The organism is Thermococcus sp. JdF3 (genome assembly GCF_012027495.1).
Taxonomy (GTDB): Archaea; Methanobacteriota_B; Thermococci; order Thermococcales; family Thermococcaceae; genus Thermococcus.
On sequence record NZ_SNUK01000002.1, the window covers coordinates 89,743 to 108,760 of the forward strand.

Annotated in this window: 23 protein-coding genes; 11 read left to right on the top strand and 12 right to left on the bottom strand. The window is 56.4% G+C overall.

Annotated elements, in window-relative coordinates; translation table 11 throughout:
• Nucleotides 1–20: 20 nt before the first annotated feature.
• Entirely contained in the window at nt 21–1,100 is a 1,080-nt protein-coding gene (locus E3E42_RS03025) for an ATP-binding protein (protein ID WP_167902662.1), read from the top strand.
• On the opposite strand, the gene E3E42_RS03030 is transcribed toward E3E42_RS03025, so the two are convergent.
• Nucleotides 1,101–2,291: an MFS transporter gene (locus E3E42_RS03030; protein ID WP_167902663.1), complete on the bottom strand. Its 1,191-nt coding sequence runs from the start codon at nt 2,289–2,291 to the stop codon at nt 1,101–1,103.
• Nucleotides 2,292–2,496: 205 nt separating this feature from the next.
• Between E3E42_RS03030 and E3E42_RS03035 the strand changes: the two genes are divergently transcribed.
• The gene (locus E3E42_RS03035; RefSeq protein ID WP_167902664.1) at nt 2,497–3,777 is read left to right on the top strand and encodes an MFS transporter; all 1,281 of its coding nucleotides are present in this window, start codon (nt 2,497–2,499) and stop codon (nt 3,775–3,777) included.
• A 13-nt stretch (nt 3,778–3,790) separates the two neighbouring features.
• Here E3E42_RS03035 and E3E42_RS03040 read toward each other — a convergent pair whose 3' ends face one another.
• The 6 genes from E3E42_RS03040 to cobB are packed head-to-tail and all read right to left on the bottom strand — an operon-like array spanning nt 3,791 to nt 7,361.
• Nucleotides 3,791–4,252: a COG2426 family protein gene (locus E3E42_RS03040; protein WP_167902665.1), complete on the bottom strand. Its 462-nt coding sequence runs from the start codon at nt 4,250–4,252 to the stop codon at nt 3,791–3,793.
• Nucleotides 4,249–4,824: a phosphatase PAP2 family protein gene (locus tag E3E42_RS03045; RefSeq protein ID WP_167902666.1), complete on the bottom strand. Its 576-nt coding sequence runs from the start codon at nt 4,822–4,824 to the stop codon at nt 4,249–4,251. Before E3E42_RS03045 ends, E3E42_RS03040 begins: the two co-directional genes overlap by 4 nt.
• Before the next feature lie 48 nt (nt 4,825–4,872).
• The gene (locus E3E42_RS03050) at nt 4,873–5,457 is read right to left on the bottom strand and encodes an ASCH domain-containing protein (protein ID WP_167902667.1); all 585 of its coding nucleotides are present in this window, start codon (nt 5,455–5,457) and stop codon (nt 4,873–4,875) included.
• Complete coding sequence (locus E3E42_RS03055; protein ID WP_167903094.1) at nt 5,429–6,142, bottom strand: TIGR02253 family HAD-type hydrolase; 714 nt, start codon at nt 6,140–6,142, stop codon at nt 5,429–5,431. The genes E3E42_RS03050 and E3E42_RS03055 overlap by 29 nt, the downstream gene beginning before the upstream one ends.
• 56 nt (nt 6,143–6,198) lie before the next feature.
• Nucleotides 6,199–6,609 carry a DUF3783 domain-containing protein gene (locus E3E42_RS03060; RefSeq protein ID WP_167903096.1) on the bottom strand — a complete coding sequence of 137 codons (411 nt, stop codon included), beginning with the start codon at nt 6,607–6,609 and terminating at the stop codon, nt 6,199–6,201.
• Nucleotides 6,609–7,361, bottom strand: a complete 753-nt coding sequence (gene cobB, locus E3E42_RS03065; RefSeq protein ID WP_167902668.1) for an NAD-dependent protein deacetylase — start codon at nt 7,359–7,361, stop codon at nt 6,609–6,611. Before cobB ends, E3E42_RS03060 begins: the two co-directional genes overlap by 1 nt.
• A 148-nt stretch (nt 7,362–7,509) precedes the next feature.
• Here cobB and E3E42_RS03070 point away from each other — a divergent pair, with 148 nt between their 5' ends.
• The 9 genes from E3E42_RS03070 to E3E42_RS03110 all read left to right on the top strand — a co-directional run bounded on the left by E3E42_RS03070 (nt 7,510) and on the right by E3E42_RS03110 (nt 15,376).
• Nucleotides 7,510–8,706 carry an aromatic amino acid transport family protein gene (locus tag E3E42_RS03070; protein WP_167902669.1) on the top strand — a complete coding sequence of 399 codons (1,197 nt, stop codon included), beginning with the start codon at nt 7,510–7,512 and terminating at the stop codon, nt 8,704–8,706.
• 129 nt (nt 8,707–8,835) lie between these two features.
• Nucleotides 8,836–10,125, top strand: a complete 1,290-nt coding sequence (glyA, locus tag E3E42_RS03075) for a serine hydroxymethyltransferase (RefSeq protein ID WP_167902670.1) — start codon at nt 8,836–8,838, stop codon at nt 10,123–10,125.
• Nucleotides 10,126–10,206: 81 nt separating this feature from the next.
• Nucleotides 10,207–10,650, top strand: a complete 444-nt coding sequence (locus E3E42_RS03080) for an immunoglobulin-like domain-containing protein (protein WP_206206015.1) — start codon at nt 10,207–10,209, stop codon at nt 10,648–10,650.
• A gap of 61 nt (nt 10,651–10,711) precedes the next feature.
• Nucleotides 10,712–11,044, top strand: a complete 333-nt coding sequence (locus E3E42_RS03085; protein WP_058937754.1) for a transcription factor S — start codon at nt 10,712–10,714, stop codon at nt 11,042–11,044.
• Nucleotides 11,041–11,217, top strand: coding sequence for a hypothetical protein (locus E3E42_RS03090; RefSeq protein WP_167902671.1), 177 nt, complete (start codon nt 11,041–11,043; stop codon nt 11,215–11,217). Before E3E42_RS03085 ends, E3E42_RS03090 begins: the two co-directional genes overlap by 4 nt.
• Nucleotides 11,218–11,219: 2 nt before the next feature.
• Nucleotides 11,220–11,969 (top strand): DNA polymerase sliding clamp, encoded by a 750-nt coding sequence (locus E3E42_RS03095; protein ID WP_167902672.1) that lies wholly within the window; start codon nt 11,220–11,222, stop codon nt 11,967–11,969.
• Between the two features lie 43 nt (nt 11,970–12,012).
• Nucleotides 12,013–12,585: a hypothetical protein gene (locus tag E3E42_RS03100; RefSeq protein ID WP_167902673.1), complete on the top strand. Its 573-nt coding sequence runs from the start codon at nt 12,013–12,015 to the stop codon at nt 12,583–12,585.
• A gap of 5 nt (nt 12,586–12,590) precedes the next feature.
• Nucleotides 12,591–14,501 carry a molybdopterin-dependent oxidoreductase gene (locus E3E42_RS03105; RefSeq protein WP_167903100.1) on the top strand — a complete coding sequence of 637 codons (1,911 nt, stop codon included), beginning with the start codon at nt 12,591–12,593 and terminating at the stop codon, nt 14,499–14,501.
• Nucleotides 14,502–14,725: 224 nt separating this feature from the next.
• Complete coding sequence (locus tag E3E42_RS03110; protein WP_167902674.1) at nt 14,726–15,376, top strand: peroxiredoxin; 651 nt, start codon at nt 14,726–14,728, stop codon at nt 15,374–15,376.
• Nucleotides 15,377–15,404: 28 nt separating this feature from the next.
• Here the strand turns inward: E3E42_RS03110 and E3E42_RS03115 are convergent, their stop codons facing one another.
• The 5 genes from E3E42_RS03115 to E3E42_RS03135 all read right to left on the bottom strand — a co-directional run bounded on the left by E3E42_RS03115 (nt 15,405) and on the right by E3E42_RS03135 (nt 18,965).
• Nucleotides 15,405–15,830, bottom strand: coding sequence for a hypothetical protein (locus E3E42_RS03115; RefSeq protein ID WP_167902675.1), 426 nt, complete (start codon nt 15,828–15,830; stop codon nt 15,405–15,407).
• Nucleotides 15,831–16,008: 178 nt separating this feature from the next.
• A complete protein-coding gene (locus tag E3E42_RS03120) occupies nt 16,009–16,713 on the bottom strand; it encodes an ABC transporter permease (RefSeq protein WP_167902676.1) in 705 nt (234 codons plus the stop codon).
• Entirely contained in the window at nt 16,710–17,411 is a 702-nt protein-coding gene (locus E3E42_RS03125) for an ABC transporter permease (RefSeq protein ID WP_167902677.1), read from the bottom strand. The genes E3E42_RS03120 and E3E42_RS03125 overlap by 4 nt, the downstream gene beginning before the upstream one ends.
• A complete protein-coding gene (locus E3E42_RS03130) occupies nt 17,408–18,259 on the bottom strand; it encodes an ABC transporter ATP-binding protein (RefSeq protein WP_167902678.1) in 852 nt (283 codons plus the stop codon). Before E3E42_RS03130 ends, E3E42_RS03125 begins: the two co-directional genes overlap by 4 nt.
• Nucleotides 18,260–18,320: 61 nt before the next feature.
• Nucleotides 18,321–18,965, bottom strand: a complete 645-nt coding sequence (locus E3E42_RS03135) for a helix-turn-helix domain-containing protein (RefSeq protein WP_167902679.1) — start codon at nt 18,963–18,965, stop codon at nt 18,321–18,323.
• Nucleotides 18,966–19,018 lie beyond the last annotated feature (53 nt).

Below are 19,018 nucleotides of genomic sequence, written 5' to 3' on the forward strand. Positions count from 1 at the left end.
CCCCTTTGGGGGTATGAACTGTGTTGTTCAGTGTAGAGCCTAAAACGTCCATTGATGAGGTGTTCGGTAGGAAGGCCGAGTTCTTGGAGTTCACGGACAGGCTCAAAAACGGGAGGAGGCTCTTCGTAATCACCGGGCCGAGGAGAATCGGGAAGACTACGTTTCTCTACGCAATCCTGAATGAGCTGAATCATAGGGAGGGGATTCCATACATCATCATTGATGCAAGGGAGGTTGCCTCCATAAACATGAGAAACCCCCAGAGAGTAATCGCCGAGGAGCTTACTACTCTATCCATGGGAAAGCTATCAAGGGCAATCTCACGGTTTGAGGGGATAAGCGTTAGGGGTTATGGAGTCAGGCTCAGAAGAGACGAGAAAAGCCTCCCAGAGGTTCTCAGGGAGCTCAATGAGAGCCACGAGAAGCTGGTGATAGCCTTTGACGAAGCTCAGTATCTGCGCTTCGCACACAGCGACTTTACAATGCTCCTCGCGTGGATCTACGACACTCTAAGGAACATCACAATAGTTCTTACTGGCTCGCAGGTAGGAGTGCTTGAGAAGTTCCTTAGGTTTGGTGACTATAGAGCCCCCCTTTACGGCAGGTATCATGTCAGGATACGACTTCCAAGGTTCAACCCATCGGAGAGCCTTGGGTTCCTTGAAAGGGGTTTTGAGGAGTATGGAATAAGTCTTTCTTCAAGGGAGCTCCTTTCCGCTGTGAGGGCTCTCGATGGTGTCCCTGGCTGGCTGACCCACTACGGGGCTTACAGGGTCGATGGAAGCTCACACTGGGATGCGATAGAGGCCGTTCTGGAGGAAGCCAAGGGGTACATCGAGGCAGAATTCAGGGAGCTTGACGAGCTCAGTCCAAGGTACCGCGCTGTTATGGAAGTGGTGGCAACCATAACAGCCGTGCAGGAAAGAGCCAGGAGAAAGGACATAGTAAACGCCCTCAAGCTCAGGGAGGGCCGGGAGATAGACGGCAAGGAGATAAGGAAGTACCTGAGAAACCTCGTCGATTACGGCTTCCTTGAGCATACCGGCTACGGGGAGTACTACATTCCCGACCCAGTCATAAAGAGGGTTTTCCAGAGGTAGTTACTCCCCGAACCCCAGGTAACCCCTGAGGGGGCCAGCGCTCAGAAACTTGAACAAACCTCCAACAACGAGAAAACCCAGCGCGAAGAGAAGTCTCGCCCTTGAAAGGCCGAGGGAGTCCGTTGCAAAGCCATAAACTGCATAGAACGCAGAAGTTGCAAAGGCGAGAACCATGTTCCTCAGTGATATCACCGTCGCCCTCTTCTCGCTCGAAATCCTCCTCTGGAATTCGACCGAGAAGTTGAAGGTAAACGCAGACGCAAGGAGCGATGCGGCAACTCCAAGGAGGACTATAATCAGGGGATTGGGGTAAAGAACCGAGAGAACGGTTGCCAGGGGTATGCCAACGGGGGCAAGCTCGTGAAGGAGGCGGCCGGCCCTCCCGCGGAGGGCGATCCCCATGTACCGGGGAACTGTTCTAACGAGCACCTCAACGAGTCCGAGTATTCCGAGAGTCCCCATTATCGTCGTCCCAAGGTAAGCTGCCAAGATGTCTCCCAGGTAGGGCTCGAAGAACTTCCTGAACTGCCCGAGGGCGAGCGTGACCGAGAGGAGGTAGGCGATGAGCCACGCGATTTCCGGCTTCCTGAGTTCACGCCACGAGCTCAGAAGGTGGAGGGTGTAGGAAAGTTCGGGTTTGGAAAAGCCCATCTCGGGTATGCTAAAGGCGAGGGGAATCAGGAACACCTGAAGGACGGCCGTAAGGGCTATGGCCACCTCAAAGCCAAAGAACTGGGATATAAAACCCCCGGCAACGGTTGTGGCAGAGCTGACTATCAGGGCAAGCTTTTGGATTGAGCGCCATATCTCCCTGAACTGCCCTTCCATGCCCTCCGCCCTGAGGTTGTCAAAGAGCCACGCCTGAATGCTCCCGCTGACAAAGGACGCCCCGAGGGTTCCGAGGAGTTCATGGAGCAGGAGAACCCAGAAGCTTCTCAGAAAGAGGAGGAGGGACGTTGAAAACGGCATTATAATGAAACCGATCAGCACGCTGGTTTTTCTGCTCACCTTGTCCCCGATAACCCCCGTTGGAACCTCAAACAGAAAGAAACCCAGCCCGGCAACGGCCGTCGCGAGACCTATCTCGCCGTAGCTCAGGCCCCGTGAAAGGTAGTATATAACGGCTATGTTGCCCAGAAATCCGGCGTAGGTTAGGGCGAAGAGGAGCTTAAAGCGTCCAAGCCATTCCATTTCACCACCCGGGATAGGAAGTTGCCCATCTGAAGGATTTAAGGTTTTTGAATGACGCAACGACCATAATCTCCAGCATCAAAGAACCAGGAGTCACGTTACTTTCCAAAATCTCCGGGAGATTGCCCAAATCTGCGTAACAAGACGGAACAACCGAGAAAACGCTTAAAAACTTCTTCATTCAAATGAAAGCGGGTGGTGAGGAGTGGAGGTCATAGAGAACTCCCGGTTGAATAAGTTCCACTACACGCTTTTGGCTATCCTCGGGACGGTTTGGGCGTTCATAGCGGTGAACACAATCTCAGCAGGCTTCGTCATAGCACTCCTCAAGAACGACCCGGCCTTTCAGGGCAGTTTGGCAAAGCTCGGCTCCCTCGGCTCGGCCGCGCTCTTTGGCATGCTCTTCGGCGCGTGGCTCTTCGGCTACCTCTCGGACAGGATAGGCCGGAAGCGAACGCTCATCCTTGCGGTCGGGACCTTCTCCATCGGCTCGGTAATCAGCTCCTTCGCTTCAAATCTCAATCAACTCATAGCCCTGCGCTTCGTTGTGGGACTTGGTCTCGGCGGTTCATTGCCCGTTGCAAGCTCGTACTTCGCCGAGTTCATGCCCCGTTCGGTAAGGGGTGCAATGATTTCAATCCTTGAGAGCTTCTGGGCGATAGGCACGATAATAATCGGCGTCGTGGCCATTCTCGTCGGGGCCGACTGGAGGGGCATCCTGCTCTTCGGCGGCGCGATATTACTCCTCCTACCGCTCCTCCTCACGCTCCCGGAGTCGCCCCGCTACCTGCTCATCAAGGGGCGCGTTAAGGAGGCCGAGGAGACCATCAGGGAGATATTCGGGGTGAATGTTAAACTTGAGACGCCAGAGAAAGGAAAGAGAATCTCGGTCGGGGACCTCTGGAGAAAGTACGGAAGGGTTACGCTCATGCTCACGATAGCCTGGTTCAGCATAGCGTTCGCCTACTACGGCTTCTTCATCTGGCTTCCAAAGTTTCTGGCCTCGACTCTCGGAATCACAGTCTTCAAGAGCTTCCAGTACTTCATCATCACGGCGATAGCTCAGCTGCCCGGCTACTGGAGCGCCGCTTACCTCCTTGAGAGGATTGGGAGGAAGAAAACCCTCTCCTACTACCTGCTGCTTTCGGGAACAGCCGGCGTCGGCTTCTACTTCGCGGCGAACTCAGGAAACGAAACTGCGATAATCGCGAGCGCGGTAGCCTTCAGCTTCTTCAACCTCGGCGCCTGGGGGGCTATATACGCCTACACGCCGGAGCTTTACCCCACTGCGGTCCGGGGCACCGGAACAGGCTGGGCCGGGGCGATGGCGAGGATAGGCGGAGGGATAGCCCCGATACTGGCCGGCAGGATAATGGAGCTGAGCGGGAGCGCCCTGGCTGTCCTCGTGATTGCTGTGGTGGCGATAATCGGCGCGCTGGACGTCTTAGCGCTGGGAGAAGAGACTATGGGAAGAAGCCTTACCTGAGCTTCTCCTTTTTCTACCCAAAAAGCCCCAGCGCTGGGAGGAGCGTTATCGCCATGCTCAAGAGCCCGCCGAGGATCAACGCCGGAACCGTCTGTCTCTTCTCTATCCCGAGCAGGTAAGCGGCCAAAGCCCCCGTCCATATGCCCGTCCCCGGGAGGGGTATCGCGACGAAGAGAGTCAGCCCGATGAAGCCCCACTTCTCCACGTAGGGGTGGGCCTTCTTCCTGACCCGCTCGACGTAGTACAGGTAGAGGTGAGCGATTTTCCGGAGAAAGATTCCCTCAAGCCAGAGCATCAGCCTGTCTATGTATGGCAGAACGGCCGGAAGGGCGAGCGAGAGGAGCAGAACGCCGAGGGAAGCGGCCAAAAGCGTTTCCCAGGGGGGATAGCCCATGCCGATGCCATAGACTATGGCATAGCGCCCCTCAAAGGTTGGAATCAGCGAGAGCAGGAAGACCTCAAGGAAACCGTTCATTCAAACCTCCCTCCGAGGAGTGATTTGAGCAGGAGGTAGAGCCAGGGGGCGAAAAGCAGGCTGAAGAGAACGTCGCCCAACCAGTGGACGTGGAGGAGGAGCCTGGTGAGGGCTATTCCGCCAGCGTAGGCCCAGAACAGGGGGGCGTACTTCTTCCACCTGTCCGAGCCGTAGGCCGCTATCACCGCTGCCCTGAAGGCGTGGCCTGAGGGGAAGGCGTAGCCCCCCACGCCAGAGCCGTAGGCGATGGGCCTCGGCTCGGCGAAGATGAGCTTGAGAGCGCCAACGGCGGCGAGGCCAACGACGATGGACAAGAGAAACGAGGCCGTTTTCAGGGAGGGCCTCCCTTTATCCCTCCAGTCGAGGTAGAGCGCGAGGGCGGCGAAGGAGAAGAGAAAGATATCGCCGCCGAAGGCGGTTAGAAAGTTCATCAGGGGAGTGTCGATGAGGGGAAGACTTGAGTTGACCCGTTCGTTGATTCCGTAGAGTAACCCGGCCTCCTGGAGAACCAGAACGACAAGGACCCCGACCGTGAGCGTGGTGAATTTGGCGTCGAACTTAACCCCCTTCATGGCGTTTAAAGAAAGATGAAGCCGTAAAAAAGCTTTTCTCTCACGGACTCAGATTACCCCCGCCTCGTAGAGCGCGTGGTAGGTCTTGAGGAGCGCCCCCTGAACCTTCTTTGGCCCGAAGGTCCTGACGGCCCTTCCGAGGCCCTCGTTGTAGATACGGCGCATTATGAAGTCGGTTTCTCGGTTGAGGTTGAGCTTTTCCCTGTTTTCGAGGTAAAGGCGCGCTATCTCCGCCGGCTCGCGGTAGTTGAGGCCCTTGAGCCACTTCAGAGGAATCCCGTCATCAAAGCGCTTGACCACCTCAAAGCCTATTATCGTAACCTCGTCGTCGCCGTGGAGCTCGCCATAGATTTTGCCCAGCTCCCTGACGAGTTCCCTGACATCGGAGAAGCCGTCGAGTCTGGCATCTTCGTTGGTGAGTTCCTTAACTTTCTTTTTCTCGACCTTCGTTATCTTCACCTTGGCTATGGCGGTGTCGCTCGGCGTTATCACGAGGTAGATCTCGCTCCCCGGCTTCGCCTCGTAGTCGCCGTAGCGTATCGTGGTCACCTTGTCGCCGCGGAGGATCCTCGACTTGTATGAGCTATCAATCAGCATGAACTTCCTAATCTGAACGCTCTTCCCCCTCTTCATCGCTCAGTCCCCTCACTATTCTGGGCACTTCCTCGAGGCTGTCGATTGTAAAGTCCGCGTAGTCGATGTACTCAAGCTCTTTATCAGCGCGCTTCCCGTAGCGGAACCAGACAGTGTTCATCCCCACCTGCTTCGCCCCGTAGATGTCGGAGTAGAGCCTGTCGCCGACCATCACGGCCTCACTGGGTTCGATTCCCATCTTCTTCAGGGCCTTCTCGAATATCTTTCTGTGGGGCTTCTTGACGCCGAGGTAGTCGGATATGAACACCTCGTCGAAGTAGGCATCGAGCTCGAGGCGGAGAATCTTTTCCCACTGCTTTATGGGGTCGCCGTCGGTTATTATCCCGAGCCGGTAGCCGGCCCTCTGGAGATCGAGGAGAACCCTCCTCACGCCCTTAACGGTCCTGAGATATGCAAACTTGGTGTTGTGGTACGCTATGACGCCGGCGGCTACCCATTTCGGATTGCTGGGCAGGTCGAGACGCCGGAGCAGGTAATCGAAGTGCCTGCTGAAGTTGCTCCCGTACTCGGATATAAGCTCAAGGAGCTCCTGATAAGCGATATCAAAGTCAACCGGCAGACCGTGACGCACCATGTTCTCTATCGCGTTTCGACGCGCCATCTCGGCCAGCCTGCTCGTATCCACGAGCGTGTCGTCCAGGTCAAAGAACACGACCTTTATCATCCCTTCACCCACCGCACTCTACTCGTTCGGGATATTTAACCTTTCGGGCGGGTGGTTCACCCATTCCCAATGTCGAGGAAGGGCCCCTTCCGCTTCTTCGCCTCCTCGCGCGCCCAGCGCGCTGCTTTGAAGTACTCGTCCTCGGCCATCAGCTCGTTGAGAAGGTCTTCAAGTCTCCATGTGAGGGAGGTCTCGGTTGTCGTTGCAAAGATGACCCTGCCGATGTCGAGCGACTTAACGGTTCCTATGATGCCCTTCAGGGTCTCGTTATCAACGTCGTGCATTATCACGAACTTCCTGAGGTGCCAGTAGCTCGAGCCGCTCAGCCCCTCCGCCCTATCAACCACCTCACTCACAACCCAGTCCCTGCAGTACTCCGGAACCTCAAAAACAGGGACCGGGAGGGCTTTCTGCAGTTTCTCCACCTCGTCCGGCGTGAACCCGACAACCAGAATCCTGCCGCCCATCATATCAGCCCCTTGATTCTCGGCATGAGCTTCTCCATGGCCTCGCCGGCGGGACAGCGCAGGAAAACGTCGGCTATGGGCGTTATTCCGCTCTCCTCGGTGTTTATCTCGATAACCCGCCCGCCGGTTTCCTTCACTATCTGGGGGATGTATGCGGCGGGATAGACGACGCCGCTGGTGCCTATGACCAGAACAACGTCCGCCCTCTCGGCGAGCCTGAAGGCCCCGTTGAGGGCGCTCCTCGGGAGGGGTTCCCCGAACCACACAACGTCCGGCCGCAGGAGGGAGCCACAGTGCGGACACCTGGGAAGTTCCTTCTCGGTCAGGAACTCCTCCAGCCTTCCGCTCTCCTTGAGGTACTCCCCGTAACCGCAGGATGTGCATCTAACGCGGAAGATGTTGCCGTGAAGCTCGATGAGGTTCCCCGTTCCCGCCTCGCGGTGAAGGTCGTCGACGTTCTGAGTTATCACCGCCTTCAGAATGCCCATACTCTCAAGCTCGGCCAGGGCGTGGTGGGCCCTGTTGGGCCTGGCTTTTCGTATCAGGTCCATGCGCCACCTGTAGAACTCCCAGACGAGGCGGGGATCCCTGCTGAAGGCCTCGGGGGTCGCAAGCTCCTCAGGACGGTGCTTCTTCCACAGGCCGTTGAATCCCCTGAAGGTAGGAACACCGCTCTCAGCGCTTATTCCAGCACCGGTAAAAGCAATCGCAAACCTCGAACGGGCCAGGAGTTTTGCAGCCTCCTCTATCATGTTCCAACATAGCTCGGATATCCTTAAAAATTCTCCCCACCGTTTAGGGTCCACCAGCCCCCACCCGAATAATCTTTGAAGCAGGATTCAAGTTTCCGTGCGAGGGTTTAAATTGTATCCATGGACACATCCGCCGGGAGGTGAGCCTATGCCCGTAACAGATGGAACCCCAAGGAAAAAGGTCACCACATCACACGGAAGGTACTACGCCGAGAGGCAGGCACTGGCGAGACGGAAGAAGCTAAGAAGGAAGGCCGCGCTGATACAGCTCATGAGGAAGCGGAAGGGGGCCGCGGCGATAAGGACGAGCACGATACGGGTCGAAAAGACCCACATCACGAAGAACGAGGCGCTGGCAATACTCGTCGGTACCCAGATAGGGGCGGGGGTTCTCGGCCTGCCCTACGCGGCGAGCAAGGTCGGCCTCATCCCCGCACTGGGGGTTCTCACGGGTGTTATGCTCCTCATGCTAGCGACGGCGTTCATAGTTCTCAGGTTCTCGGCCGAGATGGGCGGAGCGCAGATGAGCACCATCGCCAACAGGACCCTCGGAAAGGCCGGCGGCTGGCTGATGTACCTGAGCATCTTTATAATGAGCTTCGGGGCCATACTGGCGTATATTGCCGGAATGGGAAGCGTCTTCGCGAGCCTCTTCGGGGTCAGCGACACCATCGGCGCGGCGATATTCTGGGTCCTCGCTTCCTTCGTCGTTTACCGCGGCCTCGAGGCGAGCGGGAAGACCGAGCTGATAATGAGCTACGTGATGCTGGCGCTCTTCATCGGTGTCACCCTGATGCTGGTTCCCCACGCCGAGCTTGAGAACGGCCTCTACACCGACCTCTCAGGACTGCTCAGCATAACGGGCGTCGCCATCTTCGCCCTCGGCTGCCACACGATAATTCCGGACGTCTACAAGGGACTCGGGAGCTACGAGGAAACGAAGAAAGTGCTCGTGCTGGCCTTCCTCATCCCGACGGTCATCTACGCGGTCTTCATGGCGGCGTTCCTGCTGGTCTTCGGGAGGGAAACCCCGGAGATAGCCACGCAGGGGCTTGAGCTGCTCTACGGCCACCTCGGGAGGGTGATCGGAAACCTCATACCGCTCCTCGCGATAACCACGAGCTACATCGGCATAGCCCTCGCACAGCAGAGCAACACCGAGGAGTTCGTGAAGCTGAGGAAGCCCGTGGCGTGGGCCCTGACCGTCGTTCCCCCGGCCCTGGTTTACTTCGCCGGCGTCAGAAACTTCGCCGACGTGCTTGCGTTCGCGGGCGACACCGGCGACATGCTGGCGTTCATAGTGCTGCCGATACTGATGTGGCTCGCGGCGAAGCTCCGCCGCTGACCCCCCCAACTTTTTAAACCGGTTCATCCCTGCATCATTAGCTGCAGCGGGCTGTCCTTTTCTGTACACGTGAACACATGCGGTAAGATTTATATTCCCAGCGCTCAAATCCTCATCGAGGTGTTCCACATGGCTGAAGGATACAAAGCATACCGCGACAGGGTTATGGACTTTCTTGAGGACCACGAGAAGTGGAGGAAGCACACGATAAACCTCATTGCCAGTGAAAACGTGACTTCTCCGAGCGTCACCCGCGCGGTGGCGAGCGGTTTCATGCACAAGTACGCCGAGGGCTGGCCCAGGGCCCGCTACTACCAGGGCTGCAAATACGTTGATGAGGTCGAGCTCATCGGCGTCGAGCTGTTCACCAAGCTCTTCGGAAGCGACTTCGCCGACCTCAGGCCGATTTCCGGAACCAACGCCAACCAGGCGGTCTTCTTCGGCCTCACCCAGCCGGGCGACAAGGCCATCGTTCTCCACACCAGCCACGGCGGACACATAAGCCACATGCCCTTCGGTGCCGCCGGAATGCGCGGCCTTGAGGTCCACACCTGGCCCTTCGACAACGAGGAGTTCAACATCGACGTTGACAAGGCCGAGAAGCTCATACGCGAGCTCGAGCCCAAGATAGTCGTCTTCGGTGGCTCGCTCTTCCCGTTCCCGCACCCGGTCAAGGAGCTCGCGCCGGTCGCCAAGGAGGTCGGCGCCTACGTCATGTACGACGGTGCCCACGTTCTTGGCCTCATAGCCGGCAAGCAGTTCCAGGACCCGCTCCGCGAGGGCGCTGACATAATCACCGCTTCGACCCATAAGACCTTCCCGGGACCACAGGGCGGTGTCATAATCTACAAGCGCTTTGGAGAGACCGAGGAGATAGCCAAGCTCCAGTGGGCCATCTTCCCGGGAGTGCTGAGCAACCACCACCTCCACCACATGGCCGGAAAGACCCTCACCGCGGCCGAGATGCTAGAGTACGGTGAGAAGTACGCGGCCCAGGTCGTCAAGAACGCCAAGGCCCTGGCCGAGGCTCTGGCAGAGGAGGGCTTCAAGGTCATCGGTGAGGACAAGGGCTACACCGAGAGCCACCAGGTCATCGTTGACGTCAGCGACCTCCACGAGGCCGCCGGCGGCTGGGCGGCCCCGCTCCTCGAGGAGGCAGGTATAATCCTCAACAAGAACCTCCTGCCCTGGGACCCGCTTGAGAAGGTCGAGAAGCCGAGCGGCCTGCGCATAGGTGTCCAGGAGATGACCCGCGTTGGAATGATGGAGGACGACATGAAGGAGATAGCGCACTTCATCAAGCGCGTCCTCATCGACAGGGAGGACCCGAAGAAGGTCGAGCGCGACGTCTTCTACTTCAGGATGAACTTCCAGAGGGTCTACTACTCCTTCGACCACGGGCTCCCTATGAGGGAGTGATCTCTTTTCTTCCCTTTTACTGCAATCCAGTTTGAAGCGTTGGGAACCGTTAAAAGCTCCTCCGCGTACCTTCTCCAGGTGATGTGTGTGAGGAAGGTTCTCCCGGTCCTGCTGATAGTCCTTCTGATTCCCCTCGGGTACTACATAGCCTCGAGCGGTGAAGGCGGGAGCGATGGAGCGCGAAACCTTCCGAACGGTGAAGGAATCGTTCTGAAGCTCGACAAGAGCAGCTACACCCCCAGCGACGTGATGACCCTCACGGTCATCAACAGTGCCAGTATCAACGCCACCACGAGCTACCCCATCAGCATCTACCGCCTGGAGGACGGTGAGTGGAAGGAAGTCCCGGTCGATTTGATGTTCATCGAGGTGGCGGTCGTGATAAAGCCCGGAGAGAAGTGGGAGCAGCGGGTCAAGCTCTCGGACCTGGGCCTCGAACCGGGTCATTACAGGGTAGTCAAGACGGTCATATTGGAAAACGTGACCGTCAAGGCCGGGGCTGAGTTCGACGTCGTCTCCGGCTGACCTGGCAAAACTTTTTATTCTCCTCCCACATACCGAACCCCCGGCTGAAGGAGGTGAAAAAATGAAGTTCTGCCCGAAGTGCGGTAACCTCATGCTCCCGGACAGGAAGAGGAAGGTATGGGTATGCCGCTCATGCGGTTATGAGGAACCCTTTGACGAGCAGAAGGATCGGGAAAAGACCAGGATAACCCAGAAGGTCGAGCACAAGCCCGACGAGGGAATCATCGTCGTCGAGCAGGACGTCACGACCCTGCCGACCACCAAGGTCACCTGCCCGAAGTGCGGCAACGATACCGCCTACTGGTGGGAGATGCAGACGAGGGCCGGCGATGAGCCGAGCACCATATTCTACCGGTGCACCAAGTGCGGCCACGTCTGGAGGGCCTACGAGTGAGCGGGCTTTCAGAGCTTGAGCAGGAGACCCTCAAAAAGCTCGCGGAGAAGGCACTGAAGGAGCTTGAGGAGGCCTACAGGAGGATACCCGACACCGACAACGGAAAAGCTTATTTATTCCGCGGAAAAGAGAGGGTTAGGCTGATGCTTGGTATACTGGAGAAGGAGGGGTAAAGATGCCGTTCGAGATAGTTTTTGACGGTGCCAAGGACTTTGCCGATCTTATAGCCACCGCGAGCAACCTCATCGACGAGGCGGCTTTCAAGATAACCGAGGAAGGTATAAGCATGCGCGCGATGGACCCGAGCAGGGTCGTTCTCATCGACCTAAATCTCCCGGAGAGCATCTTCTCCAAGTACGAGGTGGAGGAAGAGGAAACTATAGGAATCAACATGGACCACTTCAAGAAGATACTCAAGCGTGGCAAGAACAAGGACACGCTCATTCTCAGGAAGGGCGACGAGAACTTCCTTGAGATTACCTTCGAGGGAACGGCAAAGAGAACCTTCAAGCTCCCGCTCATCGAGGTTGAGGAGCTCGAGCTCGACCTTCCGGAGCTTCCCTTCACCGCCAAGGTCGTCGTCCTCGGAGAGGTTCTCAAGGAGGCCGTCAAGGACGCTTCCCTCGTCAGCGATGCCATGAAGTTCATAGCCACCGAGAACGAGTTCGTTATGAAGGCGGAGGGAGAGACCAACGAGGTCGAGATTAAGCTCACCCTTGAGGACGAAGGCCTGCTCGACCTTGAGGTTGAGGAGGAAACCAGGAGCGCCTACGGAATCAGCTACCTGGCCGACATGATTAAGGGCATCGGCAAGGCAGACGAGGTGATAATCCGCTTCGGCAACGAGATGCCCCTCCAGATGGAGTACCCGATAAGGGATGAGGGCAGGCTGATATTCCTCCTCGCCCCGCGCGTCGAGGACTGATTTCTTCCCCCTTTCATCCCATTTAGTCCGGCTGGTGGTAGGCGTGGACATCGTCAAGCTCAGGGAACTGCTCGAAGCGGAGCTTTCATCGCCGGAACTGACGGAGCTGGACGGGGAGTTCTACGATGAGTTCGACAGCCTAATTAAAGCCCTAAAGCTCGGCGCGGAGAGCTCCCGCGAGAGGGGCGAGGACATCGAGGAGAGGCTCTACCTGGCCCAGCTGGGAATAGCTGAGAAGCTCATGCGTGAGATAATCAAAATCAGGCTCCATAAAATCGTTGATCTGGCGGTCGAGGGAATCCCTGGCGAGCTGACGGCCGAGGAGAGGAAGATATTCACAGTTCTGAGGGCCTTCATTGAGCGTGAGGAAATTGCCGTTCCTGAGGTCACGGAAGAGAAACTTCCTGAGAGGGTCCCGGAGAGCCCGGCCGAGCCCTTGAAACGAACGGCCCCGAGCGAGGCGTACATAATCAAGGTTAATCTGCCGAAGATACTCGACCCTGAGCTGAGGGAATATGGACCCTTCAGGGCGGGCGACCTCGTCATAATCCCCCGGAGCCTCGGAAAGGTCCTCGTCGAGAGGGACGCGGCGGAGAGAATAAGAATTGCCCCGTGATGCCTATGTCCTTCTCCGTCTGCATGCGCGACTGCTACGACACCTGCTCGATGGTGAGCGAGCTTAAGGACGGAAGGCTCAAGGTTAGGGGCAATCCGGAGCACCCGATAACGGCCGGATTCCTCTGTCCGAAGGGGGCACTTCTCCCGAGGTGGTTCCACGCTGAGGACAGGCTCAAAAGGCCGCTCATAAGGACGGGCGAAAAGGGGAGTGGGAACTTCAGGGAGACGAGCTGGGAGGAAGCTATTGAACTCGTTGCCAAAAAGCTGAGGGAGACGATCGAAGAACACGGAAGCGAGAGCGTTCTCGTTTACCAGTACGCCGGTGACAGGGGAGTTGTTAACTACGCCTTCCCTCTCAGGCTTTTCCACTACCTCAACACTGCCATGCTCGACTACGGAATCTGCGACAGGGCCGGGCAGGAGGCGCTGAGGGACGTTTACGGGACGGCCGTTGGCATGGGCCCTGAAAAGCTCAGGAACCAGAGGCTTATCGTTTACTGGGGCATCAACGCCTTCTGGACGAACCTGCACGGCTTCACGCTGGCGAAGCGGCACGGACTTGAAATCTGGACGGTTGATGTTGTAAGAACCGAAACCGCCAGGCGCTCACACAGGTTTTATCAAATAAAGCCCGACACCGACGTCCTCTTCGCCCTCGGAGTTGCGAAGGTTATAATCGAGGAAGGGCTCTACGAGGAAGCTTTCGTCCGCGAGAACGTTTATGGTTTTGAAGAATTCAGGAATTATGTAAAAACATTATCGCTTGATTATGTAAGTGAGGAGACTGGGGTGGGGGTTGAGGAGATAGAGACCTTCGCGAGGGAATTCGCCGAAAAGAGGGGCGCAATTCACATCGGCTACGGCTTCCAGCGCTCCCTGATGGGCGGCGAAGCCGTCAGGGCGATTTCGATTCTTCCCGCGCTAGTAGGCCACCGCTTTGGCTTCATCTACGACATGAAGACGATAGATAAAAGCTACGCCGAAGGCGCGTTCCTGAGAACGAAGCCCGCCAGGAGAATCCCCCAGATGAAGCTGGCCGAGTACATCGAGCGGGGAGAGATTAAGTTCCTCTACGTCTACAACTCCAACCCCCTCGCAAGCCTGCCGAACCAGAACCGGCTGAGGAGAGCGCTGATTGAGAACGACGTTTTCGTGGTTACGCACGACATATTCTTGACTGACACGGCCCTGTACTCGGACGTGGTGCTGCCGGCAAACACATTCTTCGAGCGTCTTGATATAGCGGACAGCTACTACCACCGCTACGTGGCCCTAAATGAACCGGTTGCGAGGCTTCACGGGAAGAGCAACAGCGAAGTCACAAGACTCCTAGCCAAGGCCTTGGGCGTTGAGAACCCCCACATCCACGAGAGCGACGAGGAAGTCATTAGAAAAGTCCTCGAAATCAACGGTCTGAGCTGGGAGGAGCTTAAGGCTAAGGGTTTCGTCAAAGTTCCAGAGAGGCCGAGAAAGTGGAAAACACCGAGCGGGAAGATCGAGTTCTACTCCCAGAGAGCGATGGAGAGGGGCTTAAGCCCGTTTCCCGGGTACAGGAAGTTCGAAGGAAAGTATCCGCTTCGCCTCCTCACGCCAACCCACAGAATGACGATAACGAGCCAGTACCACAACACCTACAACATGATTGACCCGAACCTTTACATCAACCCCGCCGACGCAAAGGAGAGAGGAATAGGCGACGGTGACACAGTCGAGGTCTTCAACGACTACGGCAGGATAAAAACGACGGCAAGGCTCAGCGGGGACGTTCCATCAAAGGTGGTCCTGCTCTACAAAGCATTCTGGGTAAAGCTTCTCGGCTGGAACGCCAATTTCCTGACGGCCGATGACACCGTAGAAAAGTACGGAAACGGCTCGGCGTATCATTCAACCTGGGTCGATGTCAGGAAGGTTTGAGGCGAAAATAGATTTTTTCTTCGAGATTTTTGACAAATGCTGTTAGGCCTGTTTTTCAGAGTGACAACCAATGAAGGGCATTCTTTGCAGTCCTAACGCGAGCCTCTTAAACTGTTTGGATATCCGACAAGAAATTGCCCGTTAAGCGAACCGAAAGGTTTATATATTCGAACCAGTGAGGTTTATAGTGAAGACGACACAGGAAAAGGAAGAGGTGATGTAAGATGGTCGTCATAGGAGAAAAGTTCCCAGAGGTTGAGGTCAACACCACCCACGGCAGGATAAAGCTGCCGGACTACTTCGCCGAGAAGGGCAAGTGGTTCATACTCTTCAGCCACCCGGCTGACTTCACCCCGGTCTGTACGACCGAGTTCTACGCCATGCAGAAGAGGGTTGAAGAGTTCAGGAAGCTCGGCGTCGAGCCGATAGGGCTGAGCGTTGATCAGGTCTTCAGCCACCTCAAGTGGATGGAGTGGATCAAGGAGAACCTCGGAGAGGAGATAACCTTCCCGGTCATAGCGGACGACCGCGGTGACCTCGCCGAGGCCCTCGGCATGATCCCGAGCGGCGCCACCATTACAGCGAGGGCCGTCTTCGTCGTCGACGACAAGGGCGTCATAAGGGCGATAGTCTACTACCCGGCCGAGGTCGGCAGGGACTGGGACGAGATACTCAGGCTCGTCAAGGCCCTCAAGGTCAGCACCGAGAAGGGCGTCGCCCTGCCGCACAAGTGGCCCAACAACGAGCTCATCGGCGACCGCGCCATCGTCCCGCCGGCCGGAACCGTCGACGCCATCAAGGAGCGCGAGGAGGCCAAGGCCCGCGGAGAGATCGAGTGCTACGACTGGTGGTTCTGCCACAAGAAGCTCGAGTGAGCTTCTTCCCCCAATTTCGTTTCTCTTCTTACGCTCCACGGAACCAAACCACAAGGAAGGAACCCGTCATCGCCATTGCGTAGGCCACCGGCTTCAATGTCAGACAGCTCCCTTCAGGCACCTTTGAAAGTTCCGATGCAAATACGACACTTATGAAAGTCAGGTATATCCCAATCCGAAACAGTGCTTTGTTCGCATTGAGTCCGCTCCTTGCCCCAAGCCCCGCGAGATAAGCGATCAACACCATCAAAGTTAATGAAATCCATTTGCTGATTCTTCCCATTGCTTCATAACAGTCGGGAACGTTGCACGTTGTTGTAAAACCGTGCGGATCTATCCACGTGCCATTAGAGGGACATTGCTTTGGTTCCTGGGAATAGACAAGTGTGATCAGGCCTGAAAAAAAGATAGTGAGAATCAGAAGTCCGATAATTTTTCTCTTAAATGTCTGCATGCCCCTCCCCCAGCGCTGATCGATAACAACAATGCTCTGGGAGTTCCCCAGTCCTAGCCCTTAGCAGTATTCTCTTTATATGACTTTCCCGCAGTATTCCGTTATTCCAGCAGCAGTTTTGCTGGCTGTTTAAATCAAAAACCGAAGTAAACAAGTGAACACGAACGCTCCCTGGGTCTCAAAGCACCCTCCTCCGGAAGAGTACCACCAGCGGGACCAGCCAGGCCAGATGCACGAGCACCGCCATCGGGAAATCGCTGTAGTCGTTTAGAGCTATGCCCTCGAAGACCCTGTACGTCCAGTACGTCGGCAAAAACGCCGTGAGCTTGCTCCAGTCCGTTGAGAGATCCCTCCAGAGGACAACGAGCTTTACCGCCACCGGAAGGATCAGGAGCCAGCCGAGAATCTTGGAGACTGTGATAGCCTGCATTCTGGATTCGGCGAAGATGGTTATCAGCAGTCCATAGATCCAGACCTCCAGCAGGAAGAGAACGGCCAGAGCCAGAACTCCCTTCCAGGGAATCTCCATGTCGAGAACATGAGGCGCTATCACCGTAAAGGCCACGGTCACTAACGAAGCCCACGTGAGCCTGTAAACCAAAAACGCCTCGCTGGAAATCGGCATGACCTGCAAAGCCTGAACCGTCTTCTCCTCCTTCTCGTCGGCCATCATAAAGCCGGGAATCATGCCGAATATCATGGGTATGAATATCAGCACGAAGAGAGCTATCCCGTAGTAAAGCTCGCCCATGCGATCCTTGAAGTAGCGGACGATGAAGAGGAGCACCAAAGTCATCCCCACGCTGTATAGGAGCATCGGGTCCCTGCGGAGCAGTTTGAGGTCGGTCCTGTATATGGCAGCGAATTTTCGCACAAAGCTCATCTCACTCCCTCCACCGCGTACCTGTAAAAGCGAACCCTTGCGAGGTAATACGCCACGATACCCCACACCATCAGACCAAGCGCCGACCACAGAAGGTTTTCCGCCGAAACCCCTCCGAAGGGGGCGCTGAAGAAGTAGAGCGCAGGATAGCTCGGGATGACGTAGAGAACCTTCCATATCCCGTCCGTCAGGTAGCCGTGATAGTGGGCGAAGGGCAGGAGGGAGAGCACCATGACGCCGAGGAGCGGCACGAAGTAGTCGTCTAAATCGCGGTATTTTGAGGCTATTGCTATGCCAAGGAGCGTATAGACTACCGAAACTAACAGGGTACCTGCCAAAACGTAGGGAAGCCCGTTCAGGGAGCGTGTGCCGAGGCAGAATATAAGCGCTGCCGCCGGGAGAGAAACCAGCGCCATGAGGAGAGCCTTGGCGAGGATGTAAGCCCTCCAGTCGAGTGGCGTAACCGCCAAAGCGCCTATCGTTCCGTCTTTCTTCTCCGCGAAGATGGCCGTGCCGACGAAGGTGAAGCCGACCATCCCGGGCTCAAGGATGAGGAAGAGGGGAACGACGGTTGAGCGGTACCCCTCTGGAAACGCCATCACCATAAGGCCATAAGCTAAAGCCACGAGCAGGTATATCGGATAGACGTAGCCCCTCGTTCCGACCTTGATGTCCACTCCCACCAGCTGACTTATCATACGAGCCTCCTCCCCGTGACCTTCAGGAAGATGTCCTCGAGTGTTGGTTCTTCAGTGTTTATGCGCCTTATCTCATGCTCCCGCAGGATTCTCAGGAACTCCTCGTTTCCTCCAAGGTTCTCAAGCGGGAACTCGGCGGTCCTCACATCACCGCTGGCCACATACTCGATCTTGATCAGGCGCTTACCCATCCTCACCTTCAGCTCGCCCGGATTTCCAACGAGGACTATCTTTCCGTCCACAATGAACGCAACCCTGTCGCAGAGCTCATCGGCGACGTACATGTTGTGGGTGGTCAGAAAGATCGTCTTCCCGTTTTCGCGCATCTCAAGGAGCAGGTCTTTTATCCTCCTTGCGCTCGCCGGGTCGAGGCCTTCGAGGGGCTCGTCAAGGAAGAGGATTTCCGGATCCGGGAGCAGAGCCCTCGCCAGATCGAGCTTCTTCTTCATTCCCTTGGAAAAGCCGGAGACGAGTTTATCTGCCTCGTTTTCAAGCCCGACAACCTTGAGAACCTCCAGGGGGTCGAGGTGCTTTCTGTAAAAGCTCGCAAAGAACTCAAGGTTTTCGAGGGCAGTGAGACGTGAGTAAACGGCAGGAAACTCGAAGGAGACGCCGATTCTGTTGTAGTACTCCTTCCCCCATTCGCGGAGGTTCCTTCCAAGGATTTTGACGGTCCCTTCATAGTCCCTCAGGATTTTCACCAGAATTTTGACGGTCGTGGTCTTCCCAGCCCCGTTAGGACCAAGGAACCCGTAGATTTCGCCCCTCTCGACGGAGAAGCTCAGACCATCAACGCCCCTAACTTCTCCGTAGTACTTCCTAACGTTCTCAACCTCTATGACGGGCATGGTTTCACCTATTGGTTAACTGGAAGTTCAGGTAGTTATAGGTAACCCCGCACATGTGCGGTTATTTGAGGGTCTCGTCGAGGAGCCTCTTAAGCCCCTTCCTCAGGTGCTCCTTCACCGTTGAGGGGCTGAGGTTCAGCATCTCCGCCAGCTCCCGCAAAGTGACCTTCCGGGGCTCGTTGAAGTAGCCGCTCTTGTAAGCCAGGAGGAGAACCTCGGCCTGCCTTTTCGTCAGCTTTGAGAGGGGACTGCTCTCCGGTTCTGCCTCCTCAACGCTGATCACCCTCGCACCGTAGGCTTCACGAAATGTTCTCACCACTTCCCCAAGGAGCTCTTCCTCGCAGAGAACCGAAAGAATGCTCTCACCCCCGACGAAGGTTCCGCTCTCAAAAATGACGAGGCCTTTCTTCTGAAGCTCGAAGAGCCTATCCGCCTGCTCCCTCTGGGGTTCAAGGGAGGCGCGGATGTAGAGCAGGTGCATACCATTCCTGGGAAAGGCCCTGACGTCCCTCACCTGGTGGAGCGCCCGCAACCGCTCGATGACCTTCTCAGGGGATTCCCGGAACTTGACTTCCACCAGCTTGATGACATCGGTGTCTATGGTGAAGTAAGTGTCCCCGTAGGCCCACTCTATCGCTTCGAGGAGCCACTCAAGACCGGCAAAGAGCTCCTCTTTGTATGGTATTGCGAGTTTTAGGCGCTTCATAACGAAGGCTTGACCTCAAACCTTATGGGGATTTCGGAAAAATGAAAATGGAA

What these genes read in the sequence shown, in the direction of transcription:
- E3E42_RS03030 (WP_167902663.1), bottom strand. Translation starts at nt 2,291, where the DNA reads ATGGAATGGCTTGGACGCTTTAAGCTCCTCTTCGCCCTAACCTACGCC.
- E3E42_RS03040 (WP_167902665.1), bottom strand. Translation starts at nt 4,252, where the DNA reads ATGAACGGTTTCCTTGAGGTCTTCCTGCTCTCGCTGATTCCAACCTTT.
- E3E42_RS03045 (WP_167902666.1), bottom strand. Translation starts at nt 4,824, where the DNA reads ATGAAGGGGGTTAAGTTCGACGCCAAATTCACCACGCTCACGGTCGGG.
- E3E42_RS03050 (WP_167902667.1), bottom strand. Translation starts at nt 5,457, where the DNA reads ATGAAGAGGGGGAAGAGCGTTCAGATTAGGAAGTTCATGCTGATTGAT.
- E3E42_RS03055 (WP_167903094.1), bottom strand. Translation starts at nt 6,142, where the DNA reads ATGATAAAGGTCGTGTTCTTTGACCTGGACGACACGCTCGTGGATACG.
- E3E42_RS03060 (WP_167903096.1), bottom strand. Translation starts at nt 6,609, where the DNA reads ATGGGCGGCAGGATTCTGGTTGTCGGGTTCACGCCGGACGAGGTGGAG.
- cobB (WP_167902668.1), bottom strand. Translation starts at nt 7,361, where the DNA reads ATGATAGAGGAGGCTGCAAAACTCCTGGCCCGTTCGAGGTTTGCGATT.
- E3E42_RS03070 (WP_167902669.1), top strand. Translation starts at nt 7,510, where the DNA reads ATGCCCGTAACAGATGGAACCCCAAGGAAAAAGGTCACCACATCACAC.
- glyA (WP_167902670.1), top strand. Translation starts at nt 8,836, where the DNA reads ATGGCTGAAGGATACAAAGCATACCGCGACAGGGTTATGGACTTTCTT.
- E3E42_RS03080 (WP_206206015.1), top strand. Translation starts at nt 10,207, where the DNA reads ATGTGTGTGAGGAAGGTTCTCCCGGTCCTGCTGATAGTCCTTCTGATT.
- E3E42_RS03085 (WP_058937754.1), top strand. Translation starts at nt 10,712, where the DNA reads ATGAAGTTCTGCCCGAAGTGCGGTAACCTCATGCTCCCGGACAGGAAG.
- E3E42_RS03095 (WP_167902672.1), top strand. Translation starts at nt 11,220, where the DNA reads ATGCCGTTCGAGATAGTTTTTGACGGTGCCAAGGACTTTGCCGATCTT.
- E3E42_RS03105 (WP_167903100.1), top strand. Translation starts at nt 12,591, where the DNA reads ATGTCCTTCTCCGTCTGCATGCGCGACTGCTACGACACCTGCTCGATG.
- E3E42_RS03110 (WP_167902674.1), top strand. Translation starts at nt 14,726, where the DNA reads ATGGTCGTCATAGGAGAAAAGTTCCCAGAGGTTGAGGTCAACACCACC.
- E3E42_RS03115 (WP_167902675.1), bottom strand. Translation starts at nt 15,830, where the DNA reads ATGCAGACATTTAAGAGAAAAATTATCGGACTTCTGATTCTCACTATC.
- E3E42_RS03120 (WP_167902676.1), bottom strand. Translation starts at nt 16,713, where the DNA reads ATGAGCTTTGTGCGAAAATTCGCTGCCATATACAGGACCGACCTCAAA.
- E3E42_RS03125 (WP_167902677.1), bottom strand. Translation starts at nt 17,411, where the DNA reads ATGATAAGTCAGCTGGTGGGAGTGGACATCAAGGTCGGAACGAGGGGC.
- E3E42_RS03130 (WP_167902678.1), bottom strand. Translation starts at nt 18,259, where the DNA reads ATGCCCGTCATAGAGGTTGAGAACGTTAGGAAGTACTACGGAGAAGTT.
- E3E42_RS03135 (WP_167902679.1), bottom strand. Translation starts at nt 18,965, where the DNA reads ATGAAGCGCCTAAAACTCGCAATACCATACAAAGAGGAGCTCTTTGCC.